Source organism: Microbacterium sp. 71-23, assembly GCF_001897265.1.
Classification (GTDB): Bacteria; Actinomycetota; Actinomycetes; order Actinomycetales; family Microbacteriaceae; genus Microbacterium; species Microbacterium ginsengisoli.
On record NZ_MKSL01000036.1, the window covers coordinates 112,992 to 134,014 of the forward strand.

Annotated in this window: 16 protein-coding genes and 2 riboswitches; of the genes, 9 read left to right on the top strand and 7 right to left on the bottom strand. The window is 71.1% G+C overall.

Going from position 1 to position 21,023, the window contains the following annotated elements; genetic code table 11:
- Positions 1 to 7: 7 nt before the first annotated feature.
- Positions 8 to 1,774, bottom strand: a complete 1,767-nt coding sequence (locus tag BGO15_RS12230; RefSeq protein WP_056207271.1) for an ABC transporter family substrate-binding protein — start codon at positions 1,772 to 1,774, stop codon at positions 8 to 10.
- Between the two features lie 243 nt (positions 1,775 to 2,017).
- Between BGO15_RS12230 and BGO15_RS12235 the strand changes: the two genes are divergently transcribed.
- Positions 2,018 to 2,830 (top strand): CPBP family intramembrane glutamic endopeptidase, encoded by an 813-nt coding sequence (locus BGO15_RS12235; protein ID WP_056207273.1) that lies wholly within the window; start codon positions 2,018 to 2,020, stop codon positions 2,828 to 2,830.
- A gap of 223 nt (positions 2,831 to 3,053) precedes the next feature.
- Complete coding sequence (locus tag BGO15_RS12240; protein ID WP_056207275.1) at positions 3,054 to 4,016, top strand: hypothetical protein; 963 nt, start codon at positions 3,054 to 3,056, stop codon at positions 4,014 to 4,016.
- A 219-nt stretch (positions 4,017 to 4,235) separates the two neighbouring features.
- Here BGO15_RS12240 and gcvP read toward each other — a convergent pair whose 3' ends face one another.
- The 4 genes from gcvP to BGO15_RS12260 form a co-directional block, all read right to left on the bottom strand.
- The gene (gcvP, locus tag BGO15_RS12245) at positions 4,236 to 7,097 is read right to left on the bottom strand and encodes an aminomethyl-transferring glycine dehydrogenase (protein WP_056207277.1); all 2,862 of its coding nucleotides are present in this window, start codon (positions 7,095 to 7,097) and stop codon (positions 4,236 to 4,238) included.
- Positions 7,094 to 7,474 (bottom strand): glycine cleavage system protein GcvH, encoded by a 381-nt coding sequence (gene gcvH, locus BGO15_RS12250; protein WP_045248712.1) that lies wholly within the window; start codon positions 7,472 to 7,474, stop codon positions 7,094 to 7,096. The genes gcvP and gcvH overlap by 4 nt, the downstream gene beginning before the upstream one ends.
- Positions 7,471 to 8,595, bottom strand: coding sequence for a glycine cleavage system aminomethyltransferase GcvT (gene gcvT / locus BGO15_RS12255; RefSeq protein WP_056207279.1), 1,125 nt, complete (start codon positions 8,593 to 8,595; stop codon positions 7,471 to 7,473). Before gcvT ends, gcvH begins: the two co-directional genes overlap by 4 nt.
- Before the next feature lie 45 nt (positions 8,596 to 8,640).
- Positions 8,641 to 8,750: riboswitch (glycine riboswitch) on the bottom strand.
- Positions 8,751 to 8,847, bottom strand: a riboswitch (glycine riboswitch).
- Between the two features lie 45 nt (positions 8,848 to 8,892).
- Positions 8,893 to 10,071 (bottom strand): MarP family serine protease, encoded by a 1,179-nt coding sequence (locus BGO15_RS12260; RefSeq protein ID WP_045248710.1) that lies wholly within the window; start codon positions 10,069 to 10,071, stop codon positions 8,893 to 8,895.
- A 175-nt stretch (positions 10,072 to 10,246) separates the two neighbouring features.
- On the opposite strand from BGO15_RS12260, the gene BGO15_RS12265 reads away from it, so the two are divergent.
- From BGO15_RS12265 to BGO15_RS12290, 6 genes are read left to right on the top strand one after another with little or no spacing between them, the layout of a single operon-like run.
- Entirely contained in the window at positions 10,247 to 10,975 is a 729-nt protein-coding gene (locus tag BGO15_RS12265; protein WP_045248749.1) for an NUDIX hydrolase, read from the top strand.
- Complete coding sequence (nadA, locus tag BGO15_RS12270; protein WP_056207281.1) at positions 10,972 to 12,324, top strand: quinolinate synthase NadA; 1,353 nt, start codon at positions 10,972 to 10,974, stop codon at positions 12,322 to 12,324. The genes BGO15_RS12265 and nadA overlap by 4 nt, the downstream gene beginning before the upstream one ends.
- On the top strand, positions 12,321 to 13,877 hold the full coding sequence (gene nadB, locus BGO15_RS12275; protein WP_235557481.1) for an L-aspartate oxidase: 1,557 nt from the start codon (positions 12,321 to 12,323) through the stop codon (positions 13,875 to 13,877). Before nadA ends, nadB begins: the two co-directional genes overlap by 4 nt.
- Complete coding sequence (nadC, locus tag BGO15_RS12280; RefSeq protein WP_056207283.1) at positions 13,871 to 14,731, top strand: carboxylating nicotinate-nucleotide diphosphorylase; 861 nt, start codon at positions 13,871 to 13,873, stop codon at positions 14,729 to 14,731. The genes nadB and nadC overlap by 7 nt, the downstream gene beginning before the upstream one ends.
- Positions 14,728 to 15,873: a cysteine desulfurase family protein gene (locus BGO15_RS12285; RefSeq protein WP_056207285.1), complete on the top strand. Its 1,146-nt coding sequence runs from the start codon at positions 14,728 to 14,730 to the stop codon at positions 15,871 to 15,873. The genes nadC and BGO15_RS12285 overlap by 4 nt, the downstream gene beginning before the upstream one ends.
- Entirely contained in the window at positions 15,870 to 16,814 is a 945-nt protein-coding gene (locus tag BGO15_RS12290) for a glycosyltransferase family 2 protein (RefSeq protein WP_045248706.1), read from the top strand. Before BGO15_RS12285 ends, BGO15_RS12290 begins: the two co-directional genes overlap by 4 nt.
- A gap of 3 nt (positions 16,815 to 16,817) precedes the next feature.
- Here BGO15_RS12290 and BGO15_RS12295 read toward each other — a convergent pair whose 3' ends face one another.
- Positions 16,818 to 18,713, bottom strand: a complete 1,896-nt coding sequence (locus BGO15_RS12295; RefSeq protein ID WP_082483062.1) for an ABC transporter ATP-binding protein — start codon at positions 18,711 to 18,713, stop codon at positions 16,818 to 16,820.
- 46 nt (positions 18,714 to 18,759) lie between these two features.
- Positions 18,760 to 19,401 (bottom strand): DUF1345 domain-containing protein, encoded by a 642-nt coding sequence (locus tag BGO15_RS12300; RefSeq protein WP_056207288.1) that lies wholly within the window; start codon positions 19,399 to 19,401, stop codon positions 18,760 to 18,762.
- A 119-nt stretch (positions 19,402 to 19,520) separates the two neighbouring features.
- Between BGO15_RS12300 and BGO15_RS12305 the strand changes: the two genes are divergently transcribed.
- A complete protein-coding gene (locus tag BGO15_RS12305) occupies positions 19,521 to 20,987 on the top strand; it encodes a DHA2 family efflux MFS transporter permease subunit (protein ID WP_273190591.1) in 1,467 nt (488 codons plus the stop codon).
- Positions 20,988 to 21,023 lie beyond the last annotated feature (36 nt).

The following is a 21,023-nucleotide window of genomic DNA, read 5'->3' on the forward strand; positions in this document are numbered from 1 at the left end:
CATGACCTTACTTGGAGCTGGTGCTCGACTGCACCGACCACTCCCAGTTGTTCCAGATCGGTCCGGTCTGGTTGCCCATGTACTGGACACCCTGAACCTTGCTGGAGACGCCGTAGATACCGGCGGCCTGGAAGAGCGGCAGGCCGTAGCCCTGCTCGAAGGCGATCTTGTCGATCTGCAGCTGCAGGTCCGTCAGCTTGCTCTGGTCGAGCGTCGTCTGGGTCTGCAGAGCCTGGTCGTTCGCGGCGGTGAAGCCGTTGTAGTTACCGCCACCCTGGCTGCTGAACAGCTGGGGGATCTGGGCGGTGCCCACACCGGGGCTGATCCAGCCGAAGAGCGAGGCGTCGTAGTCGCCACCGGCGAGCAGCGACGACCACTTCGGGTCTCCGCCGTCGACGACGTTGAATCCGGCCTGCTTGGCCGACGCCTGGATCGCCTGGAACTCGTCGACACGGTTGGGGTTCTTCGAGTTGTAGAGGATCTTCACGGTCGGGGTCTTGCCCGCGAGGAGGCTCTTGGCCTTCTCGATGTCGACCGAGTCATACGCGGCCGAGCCGTTCTGCGCGATGGTGGTCGCGTACTCCGACTGGTTGGGCAGCCAGATCTGCGAGTCCAGCGGCTTCGCGTCGGGGTTGACCGGCTTCACGATCGCGTCGACGATCTGCTGGCGCGGGATCGTGAGGAGGAAGGCCTGACGCACGGTCGCGTCGCTGAACACCGACGACTTGAAGTTCAGGTCGAGGTGGTCGTACGAGACCTGGTTGCCCGTGAGGACGGTCGCGCCGGTGATGGCCTCGAGCGACTTCTTCGTGTCGGCCGATGCCTGCGGGTAGACGATGTCGACCTCGCCGTTCTGCAGGGCGGTGACCTGGGCCGCGGCGTCAGGGATGACGCGCATCACGAGCTTGTCGATCTGCGGCTTGAGGTTGCCCGAGTAGTTCGGGTTGAGCGAGAACTCGAGCGACTGACCCGGGGTCCAGGCCGAGAGGACCCAGGGGCCGCTCGAGACCAGGAGGTCCTTGTCGGTCGGGAACGAGGTGATGTCGTAGCCCGTGTTGATGAACTTCGCGGCGGCCTCGAGCGTGGCGTTGGGCGCGACCGGGTTGGTCGGGTCGCCCTTCGGCAGGCCCTGGAGCAGCTTCGTCAGGTCGGCAGCCGACGTGAGGCCGGCCTTCTTCGCGACGATGTGCGCCGGCTGAGCCAGCGGCGAGAAGAGGTTCCAGTCGACGTAGGGCTGGCCGTAGACCAGGGTGATCGACGTGTTGTTGTCACCTATGGTCGGGAAGGCGGTGCTGTCGATTCCCGCGGTCGAACCCGCGATGGCGAAGTACTGCGTGCCCTTGGTGACGTTGCCGTCGGCGTCGAACGTGGCGTCGTCATAGTGACCCGAGGCGATCGCCCAGGCGAGGACCATGTCATCAGCGGTGATGGGCTCGCCGTCGGACCACTTCGCACCCGACTTGAGGGTGTACTTCACCGTCAGCGGGTCGTCCGAGGTCTTCTCGTACGTGCCGATGTCGGTGTTCGCCACGACGTTGAAGTTGTTGTCGGGGTACTGGAACGTCGCGTTGGTCAGGTATGCGTACTGACCGTTCGTGTCCAGGTTGCCCTGCGGCGTGTTGCTGTTGAGCGAGGTGAGGTCGTTGACGATGGCCTCAGTGACGGTGCCGCCCGAGCGGGGCTTGGTGGTGGTGCCGCTCGTGGTGCAGCCCGCCAGCAGGAGGGCACCCGCGGCTGCTGCCGCGATCACCACTCCGAGACGTGACTTCTTCAACTTGGTGACTCCTTATGAGAAGGGATGTGGCCCCACACGAAGTCCGAAAACTTCGCATGGCGCAGATACGGAAACCCTAAGCACGGCCATCCGCCTGTTCAAAGCCGGACCGGAAACCGTTACATACCCTTAACGCGAATGACGGTGCGATGCGCAATCTGCACAGTCGGGGTGCAGAGCGGGCCGATGCGCCTTTTACCTGCGCATCACGGCGGAAGCGGCATCCCGTGAAACGATGCCGGGGTGACCGAGACGACGCGTCCCTTTCCCGCCGAGCGCCCGCGGGCCGAGGGCTTCGACCGCACCCGGCTGCGCTGGGAGGTCTGGCTCGTCCTCGGCGTCAGCGTCGGCCAGTGGGCCCTGTACTCGGTGCTGTCGATCGTGCGCACGACGATCGAGACGATGTCTCGCGGCCAGACGGTCGGCGACGCGCAGACGCAGCTGAACCCTACGCAGGACGCCGCGGCGTTCTGGGACATCCTCTACCAGTTCCTCGATGTGTTCTTCAGCTTCGTGCTGATCGCGCTGGTCGTCTACCTGCTGTGGAGCGCGGGCGACAGCGCGCTGCGACGCATCGGGCTCGACTTCCGCCGATTCGGCGGCGACCTGGGTCGTGCGGCGCTTCTCGCCGCGGTCATCGGCGTGCCAGGGCTCGGGCTCTACGTGGTCGGTCGACTGCTCGGGCTGACCCTTCAGGTGCAGGCGTCGCCCCTGGATGCCGCGTGGTACACCGTCCCGCTCCTCCTGCTCGCGGCGCTGCGCGCCGGCGTGCTCGAGGAGGTCGTGTTCAACGGCTACCTCTTCGACAGGCTACGGCGGCTCGGCTGGTCGTGGTGGGCGATCATCCTCACCGCAGCGGGTCTGCGAGGGCTCTACCACGCGTATCAGGGAGTTCCCGCGATCATCGGCAACGCGGTGATGGGGGTCGTCTTCGGCTGGTGCTATCGCCGCTGGGGCCGGGTGATGCCGTTGGTGATCGCCCACACCCTCATCGACGTCGTCGCGTTCATCGGATATCCGCTCGCCGTCTCGCTCTGGCCGGGCGTCTTCGGCTGAGCCGCCGCGGTGCACCGTTGCGTCGTGCCTTCCGGTGCACAAGTGCGCTGGAAGGCACGACGCGCGACCTACGGCCGACCGTGCGTCGCGGAACGCTCCGTCCCACGGCTGCGGGAGCGGGCACGTGGTGACGTTCCCTCCACCGCGCGGCGAATGCGATCGCTGTGCACCGGTGTGAGGGGATGCACGGTCGATCCGGCGGTGCGGCGGGCAGGCTGGCGCGATGAGCGTCACTGCGTTCCTCGTCCCCTCACCGGTCCCCCCCGAGATCGCCGACGACGATGCTCCGGTCGGGCGTCCGCGCGACCTCCCCGGGTATCACCGCGTCCGACGCGGCGTCTACGCCCCTCAACATGAGTGGGACCGCCTGGCAGCGCGTGAGCGCTACCTCACGCGCGTGCACGCCCTGGCGGCGATACGCCCGAACACCGTGTTCTGCATGGAGTCCGCGGCGGCACTCCTCGGACTCCCGTTGTTCGGCGAGCCGCGCCGCATCCATGCCTTCGCTCCCGGGCTGCGTCGATCCACCTCGTTCGGCGATGTCACCGTGCACACCAGCGCGACTGCCCGGCGCGTCGACGCGGGCGGTACGATCGCCGTCGTCGACGCGGCCGACACATCCATCGACCTCGCGCACGTGCTGCCCCCGGCGTTCGGCCTCGCCGTGATGGATGCCGCGATCGCCGCGCACCCGGCAGCATCGACGATGCGTGACGAACTGCAGCACCGCCTCGAGACGCGCGCACCTGCCCACGGGAGGCGCCGCGCGGAATGGGCGTTGGGGTTCGCGGTCGCGAACAGCGAGTCCGTCGGGGAGTCGGTCAGTCGAGCCGTGATCTCCTGGCTCGGGTTGGAGGCACCCGAGCTGCAGTGCGTCTTCCGGAGCGAGGGTGCTCGCGATCGAACGGACTTCTTGTGGCGACGGGCGTCGGTCGCCGGGGAGTTCGATGGGTGGGACAAGTACCCGACCCACGATCCGCGAGCCGCACGGGCCGCATTCATCGCGGAGAAACGACGCGAGGACCGCCTGCGACGCCAGCTTCGCGCCGTCGTGCGATGGGAGTGGCGGGATGCGCTCCATCCGCACCGTCTCGAGCGGCTCCTCGCGCAGGCCGGTGTGCCACGCACCGATCGTCGACGCCCGTCGCTGCTCGCCGACGTGGGCCGCAACCCGCGCTCGACCTAGAGCCCCCGCACGAGCCGGGCGCCCACCGGGGCGGGGTGGGCGCCCGGCCGCCCTCACGGCGTCGACACGGCACGTTGCGCGGAGGGCGCGGGGCAGCGCGTTGCGCATCGTGGCTTCTCGCGCGGATGGGTTGCGGCAGAGCGGCGGGCGCTGCGGCCAGGGCGGCGGCGGCAGCAGACGGGCGACGGCCACGCAGCCGCGGCCGCACCGACGCAGCGGTCAGGCGAACGCCTCCACGGGCGGGCAGGCGCACACCAGGTTGCGGTCGCCGAAGGCGTTGTCGATGCGGCGCACCGGCGGCCAGTACTTGCCGCGCACGAGGGATGCCACGGGGTAGACCGCCAACTCCCGCGGGTAGGGATGCTCCCACTCCCCCGCGATGACCGACTGCGCCGTATGGGGCGCGTTCACGAGCGGATTGTCGTCGGCGGGCCATTCGCCCGCGCCTACGGCGATCGCCTCCGCCTTGATGGAGATCATCGCCTCGATGAAGCGGTCGAGCTCGGCCACATCCTCCGACTCGGTCGGCTCGACCATGAGCGTGCCCGCGACGGGGAACGACATGGTCGGCGCGTGGAAGCCGTAGTCGATCAGCCGCTTCGCGACGTCGTCGACGGTCACGCCGGTCTCGTCTCGCAACGGACGCAGGTCGAGGATGCACTCGTGCGCCACGAGCCCGTTCTCGCCCGTGTACAGCACCGGATAGTGCGACCGCAGGCGCTGAGCGACGTAGTTGGCGGCGAGCACGGCGTGCGAGGTGGCGTCGCGCAGCCCTTCGGGCCCCAGCATCCGCACGTATGCCCACGAGATGGGCAGGATCGAGGCGGAACCGTAGGGCGCCGCGGAGATCGCTCCGCCGTCGAAGCTGAACCCGCCGGCGTGCTCGTGGCGCTGCGCCTGGTCGTGCGACGGCAGGAACGGTGCGAGGTGCGCCTTGGCGGCGACGGGCCCGACTCCGGGGCCGCCCCCGCCGTGCGGGATCGCGAACGTCTTGTGCAGGTTCAGGTGGGACACGTCGCCGCCGAGGTCGCCGAACCGCGCGAATCCGAGCAGCGCGTTGAGGTTGGCACCGTCGATGTAGACCTGACCGCCCGCGTCGTGCACCGCCTGGGTGATCGCGAGCACGTCGTGCTCATACACACCGTGGGTCGACGGGTAGGTGATCATCAGCGCGGAGAGCGCATCGGCGTGCAGCGCGATCTTCGCGCGCAGGTCGTCGAGGTCGACGTTGCCCGCGTCGTCGCACGCGACCACGACCACGCTCATGCCGGCGAGCACCGCGGATGCCGCATTCGTGCCGTGTGCGGACGAAGGGATGAGACACACGGTGCGCGAGAGGTCGCCGCGGGACAGGTGGTAGCCGCGGATCGCAAGGAGTCCGGCGAGCTCGCCCTGCGAGCCGGCGTTCGGCTGCAGCGAGACGGCGTCGTAGCCGGTGAGCTCGGCGAGCCAGCCCTCGAGCTGCGTGACCAGCTCGAGGTAGCCCTCGACGTCCTCGGCGGGCGCGAACGGGTGGATCTTCGCGAACTCGGGCCACGAGACCGCCGCCATCTCGGTGGCCGCGTTGAGCTTCATCGTGCACGAGCCGAGCGGGATCATGCCGCGGTCGAGCGCGTAGTCGCGATCGGCGAGGCTCTTGAGGTACCGCATCATCTGCGTCTCGGAACGGTGCGCGTGGAACACCTCGTGCGTGAGGAACTCGTCGATGCGCGACAGCGATGCCGGCAGGTGCGCGGAAACTCCCAGCGCGCCGGCGCCCGCCGCGCCCGCCGCTCCCCCGAACGCCTGCACGACCGCGTCGCGGTCGGCTGCGGTGGTGGTCTCATCGACCGAGACGCCCACGGTGTCGTCGTCGACGAGAAGCAGCTGGATGCCGCGGCCGTGCGCGTCCGCCACGATCGCCGCCGCGCGGCCCGGCACGCGCACGCGCACCGTGTCGAAGAACGCGTCGTGCACGAGCTCGGCGCCGGTCGACGTGAGCGCGTCCGCGAGTGAGGAGGCGCGGGCGGCGACCGCCCGGGCGATCTCCCGCAGGCCGTCGGGGCCGTGATACACGGCGTACATCGAGGCCATGACGGCCAGCAGCACCTGCGCGGTGCAGATGTTCGACGTCGCCTTCTCCCGCCGGATGTGCTGTTCCCGCGTCTGCAGCGACAGCCGGTAGGCGGGGTGGCCCGCGGCATCCTGCGACACCCCCACCAGGCGACCCGGCAGCTGGCGCTCGAGACCCGCCCGCACCGCCATGTAGCCGGCGTGGGGTCCGCCGAAGCCGAGCGGCACGCCGAAGCGCTGGGTCGTGCCGACGGCGACGTCGGCGCCGAGAGATCCCGGCGAGCGCAGCAGGGTGAGGGCGAGGAGGTCCGCCGCGACGACGACCTTTCCACCCGCGGCCTGCACGGCGGCGATGGCCTCGGTGGGGTCCCACACGCGGCCGGATGCCCCGGGGTATTGGATGAACGCGCCGAACACGTCGATGTCGGCGGGCGGCGGCGACTGGTCGAAGCTCGTCTCGTGCAGGTCGATGCCGACCGCGGCGGCACGGTGCGCCAGCAGCGACTTGGTCTGCGGCAGTGCGTCGGCGTCGACGAGGAACACCGTCGAGCGGGACTTCGAGGCCCGGCGCGCGAGCAGCATGCCCTCGACGACGGCCGTGGACTCGTCGAGCATCGACGCGTTGGCCGTGTCGAGCCCGGTGAGGTCGGCGACCATCGTCTGGAAGTTGATGAGCGCCTCGAGGCGACCCTGGGAGATCTCGGGCTGGTATGGCGTGTAGGCCGTGTACCAGGACGGGTTCTCGAACACGTTGCGCGCGATGACCGACGGCGTGTTCGTGTCGTAATAGCCGAGCCCGATCATGGGTCGCAGCACCCGATTGCGCGCGGCGAGCCCGCGCAACTCCGCGAGCGTCTCCTGCTCGGTCGCCGCGGACGGCAGGGCCGCCAGCGTCTCGCGAGGGGTGAGGATGGCGTCGGGCACCGCGGCCCGCACGACGGCATCGGCGTCGGCGTAGCCGAGCGTCTGCGCGAGGCGTGCGCTGTCGCCCGCCGTGCCGATGTGGCGGGATCGAAAGGCGTCGCTCATGCGGCGCCGCCGGTGAGCTCGTCGTAGGCGGCGCGATCGAGGAGCCCCTCGATCGCCTCACCATCGAGCTCGACCCGCACGAGCCACGCCGCGAAGGCGTCGGCGTTCACGAGCGCCGGGTCGCTGTCGACGTCGCCGTTCACCTCGATGACGCGGCCGGACACGGGCGCGTAGAGCTCGCCGACCGACTTCGTCGACTCGATCTCGCCGCACACCTGGCCGGCGGTCACCGTGCCGTCGATGGCGGGGAGCTCGACGAACACCACGTCGCCGAGCTTCTCGGCGGCGTAGTCCGTGATGCCGAAGGTGGCGACATCCCCTTCGATGAGCACCCATTCGTGCTCGGCGGTGTACTTGAGTGCGTCGCGGTCGGTCATGCGTTCCTCCGATAGAAGGGCGGGGTGGTCACGGTGGCGGGGATGAGAGTGCCGCGCACGTCGATCGCGAGAGCCGTGCCGGGGGCGGCGTGCGCGGGCGAGACGTAGGCGAGTGCGATCGGGTGTCCGAGCGTGGGGCTGAGCGCGCCGGAGGTGATCTCTCCGACCGCGTCGCCGTCGGGCGTGCGCACCTCGTAGCCGGCGCGGCCGGCGCGCCTGCCCTCGGCGACCAGCCCGACGAGCACCGGGCGATCGGTGAGGTCGGCGGCCTCGAGCGCGGCCTTTCCGACGAAGTCGGGCTTGTCGAGCACGGGCACGCGGCCGAGACCGGCCTGCGCGGGCAGGGTGTCGAGCGTCAGCTCGTGGCCGTAGAGCGGCATGCCGGCCTCGAGGCGCAGCGTGTCGCGGGCGGCGAGCCCGGCGGGCACGAGCCCGACCGGCTCGCCCGCGACAAGGAGGGCGTCCCAGAGCCGCGCCGCGATGCCGACGGGGGCGAGGAGCTCGAAGCCGTCTTCACCCGTGTACCCGGTGCGCAGCACCAGCACGTCGGCGTCGAAGGCGCGCGCCCGCGACCACGCGTAGTACTTCAGGTCGGCGACCGGGGGCGCGACATCCGTCAACTCGTCGAGGGCGGCGAGCACCTCGACGGCGCGCGGGCCCTGCACCGCCAGCAGGGCATAGTCGTCACTGACGTCGGCGACGGATGCCGCGAACTCCCCCACCCGCTCGGCGAGCGCCGCGGCGACGGGCGCGCGGTTGCCCGCGTTGGCGATCACGAGGAACCTTTCGTCGGCGAGTCGATAGACGATCAGGTCGTCGATGACGCCGCCCGACGGGGCGAGCAGCAGCGAGTACTTCGCCTTGCCGATCGCGAGGGCAGACAGGCGGCCGGCGAGCGCGGCGTCGAGGTAGGCGCCGGCATCCGCGCCGACGACGTCGAACTCGGCCATGTGCGAGATGTCGAACAGGCCCGCCGCCTCGCGCACCGCGCGGTGCTCGGCGAGATCGGACGAGTAGCGCACCGGCATGAGCCAGCCGCCGAAGTCGGTGAACGAGGCGCCGAGGGCGTCGTGACGGGCGTGCAGCGCCGTCGTGCGGGGTGTGGAGGTGGGGTCGGTCATGAGTTCTCCCGTGCAGGGGCGGGCGACCGTCGATCGACGGTCTCGAACTCCCCCTCTGTCATCGGCCTGAGAGCTTGCTCGCGGCATCCGTCACAGCGTCGGATGCGGCGGCTTTCACCGTCGGCGGACGCGTATGCGTCGCTTTCCAGAGCGGCCCGACCGGGGCGGTACGGCTACCTGAGAGATTGGCGGGGAGGCTTGCTCCTTCGGTGCCCGTCGCCGGCTGCGACGGAGCTCTCCCGCTACGGTCACGGGGCCTTGTTGACTTGTGCGGCCAGCTTAGCGGCACCGGTGCGCTCAGCGGATGCAGGCGCCCGACGACACGGTCTGCTGCATGCTCTCCGCCTGGGCGACCACCGAGGTCAGCTCGGCGGTGGTCATCGCGTAGCCGACGTTGGGGTCGCTGTCGCTGCGGGCGAACACGATGCCCACAGCCCGTCCCGACGCGTCGAGGAGCGGCCCGCCGGAGTTGCCGGGCCGCACCACGGCGTCCAGGGCGTAGATGTCGCGCACGTCCGATCCGCTCCCGTAGATGTCGGGCACCCGCGCCTCTCCCACGCTCGTGACCGAGGCGTTCCCCGACGTGAACGGGCCGCCATAGGGATAACCCTGCACCACGGCGGCGGCGCCGGCGGTGAGTGTCGCGCCGAGAGGGATGGCTGCGGCATCCAGCCCGTCGGTCGCGATGACCGCGATGTCGTTGTGCGGATCGTCGTACACGATGCGACCCTCGACGGCGGCGCGACCCGGGAGCTCCACGATGGGGTTCGTGACTCCGGCGACGACATGCGCGTTGGTGACGACACGGTCCGGAGCGATCACGAAGCCGGATCCCGTGGAGGTCTCGCTGCACGCATAGGCCGTGCCCGAGATACGGGCGACCGACTGCGCGGCGGCGTTGAGTGCCGGGTCGGCGAGGTCGATCGGGGCGGCGGCGGGTGCGGTGGCGGCTCCGTCGAGCAGCGCCCCGAACTGCGGCAACCCGTCGCTGAGCACCCCCTGGCGCAGCTGCGCCAGGGCCTGCGACAGCGGGCTCGGGGTGAGATCGTCGATCGTGCGCAGCACCGTCGACGACGCGACGGCAGGGGCGAGCACGGGCGTGCCCGTCACCACCACGCTCTGCCCCACGAGCGAGATCGCGAGGGCGGCGACGACGACGCTCAGCGCGCCTCCCAGGACGCGATCGACGATGCCGAGGCGCAGGCGGTCGACGCCGCGCCGCAGGCGCATGCCGATGGCGCCGCCGAGCGTGCCGCCCGCGAACAGGAGCGCGATGCCCGCCGCGAGCACGATGAGTCCGCGCCACTGGGACCACGGCACGACGCCCGACAGCAGCGGCAGCAGCCACCACGCGGCGGCGCCCGCCGCCACGACGCCGAGCAGTGCTCCGGCGCTCGCGAGGAGACCCCGGGCGATGCCACCGGCGAGCGCGCCGATCAGCAGGAGCACCGCGATCACATCGACGACGAGCGACATGGATGCCTCCTCTCCCGCCTGGATGTCTCACGGTACGACGGATCCGCTGGGAATCGTCCCGGTTTGCCTTCGAGTCATCGAGACTCTAAGATCGCTTCTGGTCATCATGACACTAACCATCCGTTCCGAGAGCGCCGCGTCGGCACCGTCCCCGTCGGACCCGACGCGCGTCGCCGTGTCGACCGTGATCTTCACCCTGCGGCGGCCCGACGGATGCGACCTGCCCGTGCTCTCCCTGCCGCTCGTGCGCCGCACCCGTGACCCGTACGGCGACTTCTGGGCCCTCCCCGGCGGATGGCTCGACGCCGACGAGGAGCTGGAGGATGCGGCATCCCGCACCCTCGGCGAGACGACCGGCCTCGCCGCGAGCTACCTCGAGCAGCTCTACGCCTTCGGCGCCATCGACCGCTCCCCCTCGCGGGTCATCTCGATCGTCTACTGGGCGCTGCTGCGCTCCGACGACGTCGACGCTCAGCTGGCCGCGCACCTCGCCGCCGGCGACGCCCCCGAGAACGTCGAGTGGTTCGACGCCGCCCACCTGCCGACCCTCGCCTTCGACCACAACGCGATCGTCGACTACGCCCTGTGGCGCCTGCGCAACAAGGTGGGCTACAGCCGCATCGCCCACGGCTTCCTGCCCGGATCGTTCACGCTCGCTGAGCTGCGCGAGGTGTACGAGGCGATCCTCGAGCGCCGCCTGGACCCTGCCAACTTCCGCCGCCAGGTGGAGGGCTCCGGAACCCTCATCCCCACCGACGACTTCCGCACGGGCAGCCATCGACCGGCGCGCCTGTACCGGTACAACCACGACGTCGAGCTCTCCGATCGCGGGCCGCTCGGCACCGCCCCGCCCGCTTCTCGCGAACAGTCAGCCACACCGCACACCCCGAAGGAGGCGCGATGAGCGCCGTCAACATCGCCCTGCGCCCGCGCGACGAGATCGATCCGTCGGTCGACCACGTCATCCAGTCGCTCGTCTCCGGCGGATCCGCCGACGCGACCTGCACGACCGACCTCGCGGCCAGCCCGTGGACGTTCGACGTGAGCGAGGGCTACGGGCCCGGTGCCTCGATGGGTGACGTCATCCCCACCGGGTCACCCCGCCAGGGCTCGCTGCCGCAGGAGTACCGCGACGCCGACCCGGCCGATCTGGATCACCGCATCCGTGCGGCGAAGCAGATGCTCGGCGACCGGGTCGTCGTACTCGGCCACTTCTACCAGCGCGAGGAGGTTGTGCGACACGCCGACTATGTCGGCGACTCGTTCCAGCTCGCGACCGCCGCGAAGGCCCACCCCGACGCCGAGGCGATCGTGTTCTGCGGCGTGCACTTCATGGCCGAGACCGCCGACCTCCTCTCCGGAGCGGACCAGGCCGTCATCCTCCCGAACCTCGCCGCCGGCTGCTCGATGGCCGACATGGCCGACATCGATCAGGTCGAAGAGTGCTGGGAGCAGCTGGCTGAGATCTACGGCGACATGGATGCCGCGGACGCCGACGGGCTCGTGCCGGTCATCCCGGTCACCTATATGAACTCGTCCGCCGCGATCAAGGGGTTCGTCGGCCGCCACGGCGGCATCGTCTGCACGTCGTCGAACGCGCGCACGGTGCTCGAGTGGGCGTTCGAGCGCGGACGCCGCGTGCTGTTCTTCCCCGACCAGCACCTCGGCCGCAACACGGCCAAGGCCATGGGTGTGCCCCTCGCGCAGATGCCGATGTGGAATCCGAACCGTCCCCTCGGCGGCTCGAACGCCGACGACCTCGCGGATGCCCGCGTCATCCTCTGGCACGGGTTCTGCTCGGTGCACCGCCGCTTCTCGGTCGCCCAGATCGACAAGGCGCGGGCCGAGCACCCCGGCGTGCGCGTGATCGTGCATCCCGAGTGCCCGATGGACGTCGTCGACGCGGCCGACGAGGCCGGATCGACCGACTACATCCGCAAGGCGATCGAGGCGGCGACCGAGCCCACGACGTTCGCGATCGGCACCGAGGTCAACCTCGTGCAGCGCCTCGCCGCCCAGCACCCGCAGCACGAGATCTTCTGCCTCGACCCGGTCGTGTGCCCGTGCTCGACGATGTACCGCATCCACCCCGGCTACCTCGCATGGACACTCGAGTCCCTGGTCGCGGGAGAGGTCGTCAACCGCATCACGGTGCCGGGCGACGTCGCCGATCCCGCCCGCATCGCGCTCGAGCGCATGCTCGCGGCGAAGCCGCCGGCAGGACGCGTCGAGACGCCGGGGAGCGCGCAGTGAGCCGCAGCATCCACGCCGTCGTCGTCGGCAGCGGCATCGCGGGTCTCACCGTCGCGCGCGACGCCGCCCGCGCGGGGGCGCGGGTCACCCTCGTCACGAAGGACGAGCTGGCCCACGCGAACACCCGATACGCCCAGGGCGGCATCGCGGGCGTCATGTTCGACGACGACAGCGTCGAGGACCACATCGCCGACACCCTCACCGCCGGCGCGGGCCTCGGCGACCCTGCGGCCGTGCGTGTGCTGGCGACCGAGGGGCCGGCGCGCATCCGCGAGCTGATCGAGCTCGGCGTCGCCTTCGACCGGGATGCCGCCGGGTCGCTGCGCAAGGGACTCGAAGCCGCGCACTCCTACCCCCGCGTGCTGCACGCGGGGGGAGACGCGACGGGTGCCGAGATCGAGCGGGCGCTGGTCGCGGCCGTGCGGGCGTCGGGTGTGGAGATCGTCGAGCACGCGTTCCTCGTGGACCTCGTCGTCGCGCACGGGAGGGTGAGCGGCGTCGAGCTGCAGCAGGGCGATGCCCGCCGCACGATTCACGCCGATGCCGTGGTGCTCGCGACCGGCGGCGCCGGCCAGCTCTTCGCGCACACCACCAACCCCGTGGTCGCCACGGCCGACGGCATCGCCGCCGCTCTGCGCGCGGGGGCCGCTGTCGCCGATCTCGAGTTCGTGCAGTTCCACCCGACCGTGCTCGCCGCGGGTGACGCGTTCCTCGTGTCGGAGGCCGTGCGCGGCGAGGGCGCGACCCTCATCGACCCGGACGGCCGGCGCTTCACGTTCGATGCGCACCCCGACGGCGAGCTGGCCCCGCGCGACGTCGTCGCCCGGGCGATCGCCGCCCGCATGGCGGCGCAGGGAGGCGCGCCGGTCGCGCTCGACGCGACCCGGCTGCACGCACCCGGCACGGCCGCGTTCCTCGCCGGACGGTTCCCCACGATCGATGCCGCCGTGCGCGAGCGCGGCCTCGACTGGGCGCGGGAACCCATCCCGGTGACGCCCGCGGCGCACTACCTCATGGGCGGCGTCGTGACCGACCTCGACGGCCGCACCACCCTGCCCGGCCTCTACGCCGTCGGCGAGACCGCCCGCACCGGGGTGCACGGCGCGAACCGACTGGCCTCGAACTCGCTGCTCGAGGGCGCCGTCTTCGGCGCGCGCGCCGCGGCGGCTCTGACCACAGACGCGGATGCCGCGTGGCCCGCGCCGGCACTCCCGGCGGCGCCCGCACCGCTCGAGACCGCCGCGCCCGCCGCCGACGCCCCACCGTTCACCCGCGCCGCGCTGCAGGAGCTGCTGTGGCAGCACGCCGGTCTCGTGCGCGACGACCGCGGGCTCGCGCGAGCGGCATCCGTGCTCGCCGCGTGGTCGCTGCCGCACGCCGCCGCATCGTCGGTCGCCGGATGCGAGGACGAGAACCTGCTGCAGGTCGCCGTCGCGCTCGTCGCGGCTGCGCGTGCGCGCACCATCTCGGTCGGGGCGCACTTCCGCGCCGACGCGGACCCGGCCGCAGCGGCGGACGCCGCGGCATCCGTCACCGAGGTCGTCGCATGCTGACCGCCCGCACCATCGACCGCATCGTCGCGCTTGCGCTCGACGAGGACGCCCCGTGGGGCGACCTCACCAGCGAGACGCTGATCCCCGCCGACGCGGTCGCGACAGCCGACCTCGTCGCGCGCGAGGACGGCGTCTTCGCCGGAGGCGAGGTGTTCGCGGCCGCCTTCCGGCTGACCGACCCGGCCATCGAGGTGGGTCTGCACGTCGCCGACGGCGGACGGTTCATCGCCGGACGCCGGCTCGCGACGGTGACCGGGCCGGCGCAGGGCGTGCTCACCGCCGAGCGCATCGGGCTCAACTTCGCGCAGCGCATGTCGGGCATCGCGACCCTCACCGCGCGGTACGTCGACGCGATCGCGGGCACCGGTGCGCGCATCGTCGACACCCGCAAGACGACCCCGCTACTGCGTGCGTTCGAGCGCCACGCGGTGGCCGCCGGCGGCGGGCACAACCACCGGTTCTCGCTGTCCGACGCGGTCATGGCCAAGGACAACCATCTGGGCGTGCTGACCGCGACCGGGGCAGATCTCACCGACGCGCTCCGCGAGGCGATCGCGAGGCTCCCCCACACCGCGCACGTCGAGGTCGAGGTCGACCGCGTCGACCAGATCGAGGCCGTCGTCGCGGCGGGGATCGGCACGATCATGCTCGACAACTTCACCGTCGACCAGCTGCGCGAGGGTGTCGCCACTGTCGCCGGACGGGCGCAGATCGAGGCGTCCGGCGGGGTGAGCCTCGACACCGTGCGGCAGATCGCCGAGACCGGTGTCGACGTCATCTCGGTCGGCGCGCTCACCCACTCGGCGCGCGCGCTCGACCTCGGGCTCGACCTGCGCATCGACCTCGGGCGATGAGCGGGCTCTACCTCGACAACGCCGCGACCACGCCCGTGCGCCGCGAGGTGCTCGAGGCCATGGCACCGTTCCTCACGAGCGTGTTCGGCAACCCGTCGAGCCACCACGAGCTCGGCGATGCCGCGGCGCGCGCGCTCGACGACGCGCGGCGCCGGGTCGCCGCGGTGCTCGGCATGCGCGCGGGCGACATCACGTTCACCTCGGGCGGCACCGAGGGCAACAACCTCGCCCTCAAGGGCATCGCGATCGCCGCGGCATCCGCGCGCGGCGCGCGCCACGTGATCACGACTCCCATCGAGCACGAGTCGATCCTCGAGTCGGCGCGCTACCTGCGCCGGGTGCACGGGTTCGACGTCGACCTGGTGCCGGTCGACGAGACAGGACGCGTCGACCCGGCGGAGCTCACCGCCCTGCTGCGCGACGACACCGCGGTCGTCAGCATCGGGTACGCGAACAACGAAATCGGCACCGTGCAGGATGCCGGGGCCCTCGCCGCAGCGACCCGCACGGCGGGCGTACCCCTGCACCTCGACGCCGTGCAGGCCGCGGGGTGGCTGCCTCTCGCGGGCACGGGCGCCGACGCGCTCGTCATCGCCGGGCACAAGCTCGGTGCGCCGAAGGGAACCGGGGTGGCGGCGATCCGCGGGCGCGTGCCCGTCGAGCCGCTGCTGCACGGCGGCGGGCAGGAGCGCGGGCGGCGCAGCGGCACCGAGAACGTCGCGGGCGCCGTGGCGATCGCAACCGCCCTCGAGCTCGCCGAGGCCGAGCGCGAGGCCTCTGCCGCGCGCGTCGCCGCGCTGCGCGACAAGTTCGTCGCCGCCGCCCTCGTGCGGCTGCCGCAGGCGCGTCTCACCGGCGACCCCGTGCATCGACTGCCCGGCACCGCGAGCTTCACCTTCGCCGGCACGAGCGGCGAGGCAGTGCTGCTCGAGCTCGAACGCCGCGGCGTCGTCACCTCGAGCGGCTCGGCATGCGCCGCGGGCAGCGACGAGCCCTCGCACGTGCTGCTCGCCCTCGGGGTCGACCCGGTCGTCGCGCAGACCTCCGTGCGGTTCACGTTCGACCATCACGGTCACATCGACCCCCAATATCTCGCGAACGCGCTCACCTCCGCCGTGGCCGCCGTAGGATCGGCCGGGTGAGTTCCCCGGCGGTGACCGTCATCGTTCCCGGTTTCGACGTCGCCGCCTACGCCGATGAGGCGCTGGCCTCGCTGCGTGCGCAGACCCGAGACGACTGGCGTGCGGTGCTCGTCGACGACGGCTCGAGCGATGCGACCGGGGCGATCTACGCGGCGGCCGCGGCATCCGACCATCGCTTCGAGGTGATCACGCACCACCGTCAGCGCGGCCTCGCCGCCGCGCGCAACACCGGTCTCGACGCCGTCACGACGCCGTACGTCGCCTTCCTCGACTCCGACGACCGCTACACCCCCGCAGCCCTCGAGACGATGCTCGGCACGCTCGAGGAATCCGGCAGCGATCTCGCGATCGGCGCCTACGTGCGCCTGCGCCCGCAACCCGGCGGCGGGTATGCGAGCGGACCCGTGCAGCCCTGGGTGAGCGCCGCGACCGCGCCCGCCCGCCGCGGCGTGACGCTCGCGGAGCACCCCGAGGCATCCGGCAACATCGTGGCCTGGTCGAAAGTGTCCCGCGCCGACTTCTGGCAACGCACCGGGCTGCGCTTCCCTGAGGGACGCCTCTACGAGGACCAGCAGGTCGCGCAGCGCATGTACACGCTCGCCCGCGCATTCGACACGGTTCCCGACGTGATCGTGGAGTGGCGCGAGCGGGCCGACGGAACCTCCATCACCCAGCACGAGAGCACGCTCGGGGTGCTGCGGGACTGCCTCGACGCGATGGCCGCGGGGCTGGCCGTGCTCGACGACGCGGGTCAGCACGCCGCCGCCGACGCCCGCGTGCGACTGATGCTCACGATGGATGTGCCGCGTCTCGCGCGCATCGCCGAGACGCATCCGGATGCCGCCTACCGCCGCGCCCTCGGAGAGTTCACCCGTGCGCTCACCGCGCGCAGCAGCGAGCGCGAGGACGGCCGCGAGGCATCCGTCGCCGCGACCTGGTGACGCTCAGACGGGCCTGTCCGCGTCGAGGTCGGTGACCGCCGCGAGCTGCTGGGCGGCGAGCGCCGCGTAGAGCCCACCGGCCGCGAGCAGCGACTCGTGCGTGCCCGACTCCACGATGCGACCGCGCTCGACCACGTGGATGACGTCGGAGGCGATGACCGTCGACAGCCGGTGCGCGACGGTGATGGTCGTGCGCCCGCGCGCCGCGGTGTCGAGGGCCTCCTGCACGATGCGCTCGGACACCGTGTCGAGTGCCGAGGTGGCCTCGTCGAGCAGCAGCACCGGCGGATCCTTCAGCAGCACGCGCGCGATCGCGATGCGCTGCTTCTCACCGCCCGACAGCCGGTACCCGCGTTCGCCCACGACGGTGTCGTAGCCGTGCTCGAAGCCCTCGATGACGTGATGGATGTTGGCCGCGCGGCAGGCCGCCTCGAGCTCGGCGTCGGTCGCCTCCGGCTTCGCGTAGCGAAGGTTGTCACGGATGGTCGCGTGGAAGAGGTACGTCTCCTGCGACACGATGCCGATGTCGTCGATGATCGCGGCGTGCCGCAGGTCGCGCACGTCGGCGCCCGCGAACCGCACCGTGCCACCCGTGGCCTCGTAGAGCCGCGGCGTGAGGTAGAGGATCGTGGTCTTGCCGGCCCCCGACGGCCCGACGAATGCGACGTGCTGGCCGGGCTCGACGGTGAACGAGACGTCGTCGAGCGTCGGGCGCGCTTCGCTCGACGAGTCGGGGTAGCGGAACGACACCCCCTCGAAGCGCACCTCGCCGCGCGGGCCCGGCGCCTCCGCGACGCCGATCGCCCCCGGCCGGTCGCGGATCGCGGGCGTGAGGTCGAGGTACTCGAAGATGCGCGCGAACACCGCGCCCGAGGTCTGCAGGTCGAGGGTCACGCGCATGAGGCCCATGAGCGGCTGCAGCAGCCGGGCCTGCACGGTGGTGAACGCGACGATGGTGCCCGCCGTGATCGTGTCGGCCCCGCCGCCGATCAGAAGGCCCGCGACCAGGTAGATGACGGCCGGCACGCTCGCCATGATGACGCCGACGAGCGAGAAGAAGCCCTGTCCGCTCATCGCCTGTCGCACCTGCAGGCGCACCTGGTTGGCGTTCTCCTCACGGAAGCGCCCCAGCTCGTCGCCCTGACGGTTGAACGACTTCGAGAGCAGGATGCCGCTCACACTCAGGCTCTCCTGCGTGATGGCGGTCAGCTCCGAGAGCGACTCCTGCGTCTGGCCGGCGATGCGCGCGCGCACCTGGCCGACCCGCCGCTGCACGACGGCCAGCACCGGCATCAGGACGACCGCGATCACCGTCAGGCGCGGGTCGATCAGCACCATCGCGACGATGGAGGCGACCACCGTCACCGTATTGCCGAGCACGCTCGTCACGGTGTTGGTGAGCACCGACGACACGGCGCCGACGTCGTTCTGCAGACGCGACTGGATGACGCCCGTCTTGGTGCGGGTGAAGAAGGCCAACTCCATGGCCTGCAGGTGGTCGAACATGCGCACGCGCAGGTCGCCGGTGACGGCGTTTCCGACGGTGGCGGTGAGCCACGTCTGCCAGAAGTTCAGCGCCGCCGAGAGCAGGAAGAGCGCGACAGTGATCGAGACGAGCTCGACGAGCAACGGGATGCGGGGTCCGCCTCCGGAGGTCGGGAACAGGGCGTCGTCGAAGATGCGCTGCACGATCAGCGGCGGGATGACCGCGACGGCCGCACCGAGCAGCACGGCGACGATCGTGAGTGCCAGGCGCGCGCGATACGGCCGGAACAGCTCGGCGACCCGGCGCCCGAGGTGGGCGATCTTCGGCGCCGACGCGTTGGCCCTGCGCTGCGCGTCCTGGTCGACCCCGCGGAAGCCCGCCGGCCGCGGGCCCATGCCGTTGGCCATCCCCATGCCCATGCCGCCGCCTCCGTGGCCCATACCCATCGCCATCAGCGGGTCACCCGAGGCTCGAGACGAGGTTGATGACCGTCGCGAGGATCACGGCGCCGAAGAGGTAGGCGAGCATGGTCTGCGCGATCACGATGCGCCGCACCTCGTTGGTCGTCACGTTGGTGTCGGCGACCTGGTAGGTCATGCCGAGCCCGAAGGCGAAGTAGGCGAAGTCGGTGTACATCGGCGGCTCGTCCTGGTTGAACTGGATGCCGCCGATCGGCTCGGTGTAGTAGACGTGCGCGACCCGCAGCATATAGTCCACCTGGATGAGCAGCCAGGATGCCGCGACGCTGACGACGCTGATGCCGGCAAGGGCCAACGCCTCCCACCCGCTGGCATTGCGCGCCTCGACCACGACCACGCCGACGGCGCCGAGGCTGACGAGGCTGCCGACGACGGCGATCAGCCGGGCCGTGCGTCGACCCGGGTCCTCGGCCGTCGCGTGCGCTCGGGTGTCCGCGGCATCCATCGACCACGTCGCGACCAGCACCCAGGTCGTCTGCACGATGGCGAGCACCGCCCAGGCCGAGAGGATGCCGGCCGCCCACCCCTGGAACAGGCCCACGACGATCCCTCCCGCCAGGCCCGCGACGATCGACACGACCGCCCGCACCCGCACCGAGGCGAGCTGTCGTGAATCTGCCATGCCCTCATCGTGCCACCAGTCGGGAATGGGATGTCTGTGACCACCGTTACGCTCATCACACGCCCGTCGCACTCCCGACGATGACGTCCCCGCCCACAGCCCCGAGACGAGGAACGCCCATGGCATCCACCGACACCATCCCCTCCGCACCGGCATCCATCACGCCTCAGGCGCAGCGCGTCATCTGGCTGCTCCTGGGTGCCGCGTTCGTGGCGATCCTCAACGAGACCACGATGGGCGTCGCGATCGACCACCTCATCGACGACCTCTCGATCACGGCGTCCGCCGCACAGTGGCTGACGACCGCCTTCATGCTCACGATGGCCGTGGTCATCCCGATCACCGGCTTCCTGCTGCGCCGCCTGACGACACGTGTGATCTTCGTGGCGGCGATGAGCCTCTTCTCGCTCGGCACCCTGGTCGCCTTCCTCGCTCCCGGTTTCGAGGTGCTGCTGGTCGCGCGCGTCATTCAGGCGTCCGGCACCGCGATCATGATGCCGCTGCTCATGACGACGCTCATGACCGTCGTGCCGGCGCACGAGCGCGGTCGCATGATGGGTCGCGTCAGCATCGTCATGGCGCTTGCGCCCGCCCTCGGCCCGACTCTGGCCGGAGTCATCCTCGACACGCTCGGCTGGCGCTGGATCTTCGGCGTCGTGCTGCCGATCGCGATCGTCGCGCTCGTCGTCGGCGCGCTGTGGATCCGCAATGTCGGCGAGCAATCGCACGCCCGCATCGACGCCCTCTCTGTCGTGCTGTCCGCCTTCGGCTTCGGCGGCCTCGTCTACGGCCTCAGCCAGATCGGCGGCGAGGGCGGGGCGGCATCGAGCCCGTCGGCCACCCTGTGGATCTCGCTGATCGTCGGCGTCGTGGCGCTCACGCTGCTCGTGCTGCGGCAGCTGCGTCTGCAGCGCGACGATCGGGCTCTCCTCGACCTGCGCGTCTTCAGCTACCGCAACTTCACGATCTCGCTCCTGCAGTTCACGATCCTCTCCTTCGCGTTCTTCGGCGCGATCACGGTGCTGCCGCTCTACCTGCAGCGCGCCGTCGGCGCCGATGCGCTCACCACGGGACTCCTGCTGCTGCCGGGCTCCTTGCTGATGGGACTCACCGGTCCGCTGATCGGCGCGATCTACGACAAGTGGGGCACCCGCGTTCTGCTGATCCCGGGCGCGCTGATCGTGATCGCCGTGCTGTGGGGCCTGACCTTCGTCGACGCGAACACCTCCATCTGGGTGCTGCTGCCCATCATCACGGTGATGTTCGTCGGCCTCGCACTGTCGTTCCCGCCGCTGTTCACCGCGTCGCTCGGGTCTCTCCCGCCGCACCTCTACGCCTACGGCAGTGCGATCCTCTCGACCGTGCAGCAGGTCGCCGGCGCCGCGGGTGTCGCGGTGCTGGTCACCCTGATGGCGACGTCCACCGCGAACGCGTCGGCCAACGGGGCATCGCCGAACGAGGCGTGGGCGTCGGGCACGCACACGGCGTTCGTCTTCGCGGCGGCGGTGTCGATTCTCACGATCGTGGGCGCGCTTATGGTGCGCAAGCCGGCCGACACGATCGAGATGCCGGGCGTCGGGCACTGACCTGCGAGTGATCGCACAGATGCCGACCCGGGTCAC

Bases quoted from the DNA above. Each gene is read 5' to 3' on its own strand.
- BGO15_RS12260 (WP_045248710.1), bottom strand. From the start codon at position 10,071: ATGTCGCTCGTCGTCGATGTGATCGCGGTGCTCCTGCTGATCGGCGCG.
- BGO15_RS12305 (WP_273190591.1), top strand. From the start codon at position 19,521: ATGGCATCCACCGACACCATCCCCTCCGCACCGGCATCCATCACGCCT.
- BGO15_RS12295 (WP_082483062.1), bottom strand. From the start codon at position 18,713: ATGGGGATGGCCAACGGCATGGGCCCGCGGCCGGCGGGCTTCCGCGGG.
- gcvT (WP_056207279.1), bottom strand. From the start codon at position 8,595: ATGACCGACCCCACCTCCACACCCCGCACGACGGCGCTGCACGCCCGT.
- BGO15_RS12300 (WP_056207288.1), bottom strand. From the start codon at position 19,401: ATGGCAGATTCACGACAGCTCGCCTCGGTGCGGGTGCGGGCGGTCGTG.
- nadA (WP_056207281.1), top strand. From the start codon at position 10,972: ATGAGCGCCGTCAACATCGCCCTGCGCCCGCGCGACGAGATCGATCCG.
- BGO15_RS12285 (WP_056207285.1), top strand. From the start codon at position 14,728: ATGAGCGGGCTCTACCTCGACAACGCCGCGACCACGCCCGTGCGCCGC.
- BGO15_RS12240 (WP_056207275.1), top strand. From the start codon at position 3,054: ATGAGCGTCACTGCGTTCCTCGTCCCCTCACCGGTCCCCCCCGAGATC.
- gcvP (WP_056207277.1), bottom strand. From the start codon at position 7,097: ATGAGCGACGCCTTTCGATCCCGCCACATCGGCACGGCGGGCGACAGC.
- gcvH (WP_045248712.1), bottom strand. From the start codon at position 7,474: ATGACCGACCGCGACGCACTCAAGTACACCGCCGAGCACGAATGGGTG.
- nadC (WP_056207283.1), top strand. From the start codon at position 13,871: ATGCTGACCGCCCGCACCATCGACCGCATCGTCGCGCTTGCGCTCGAC.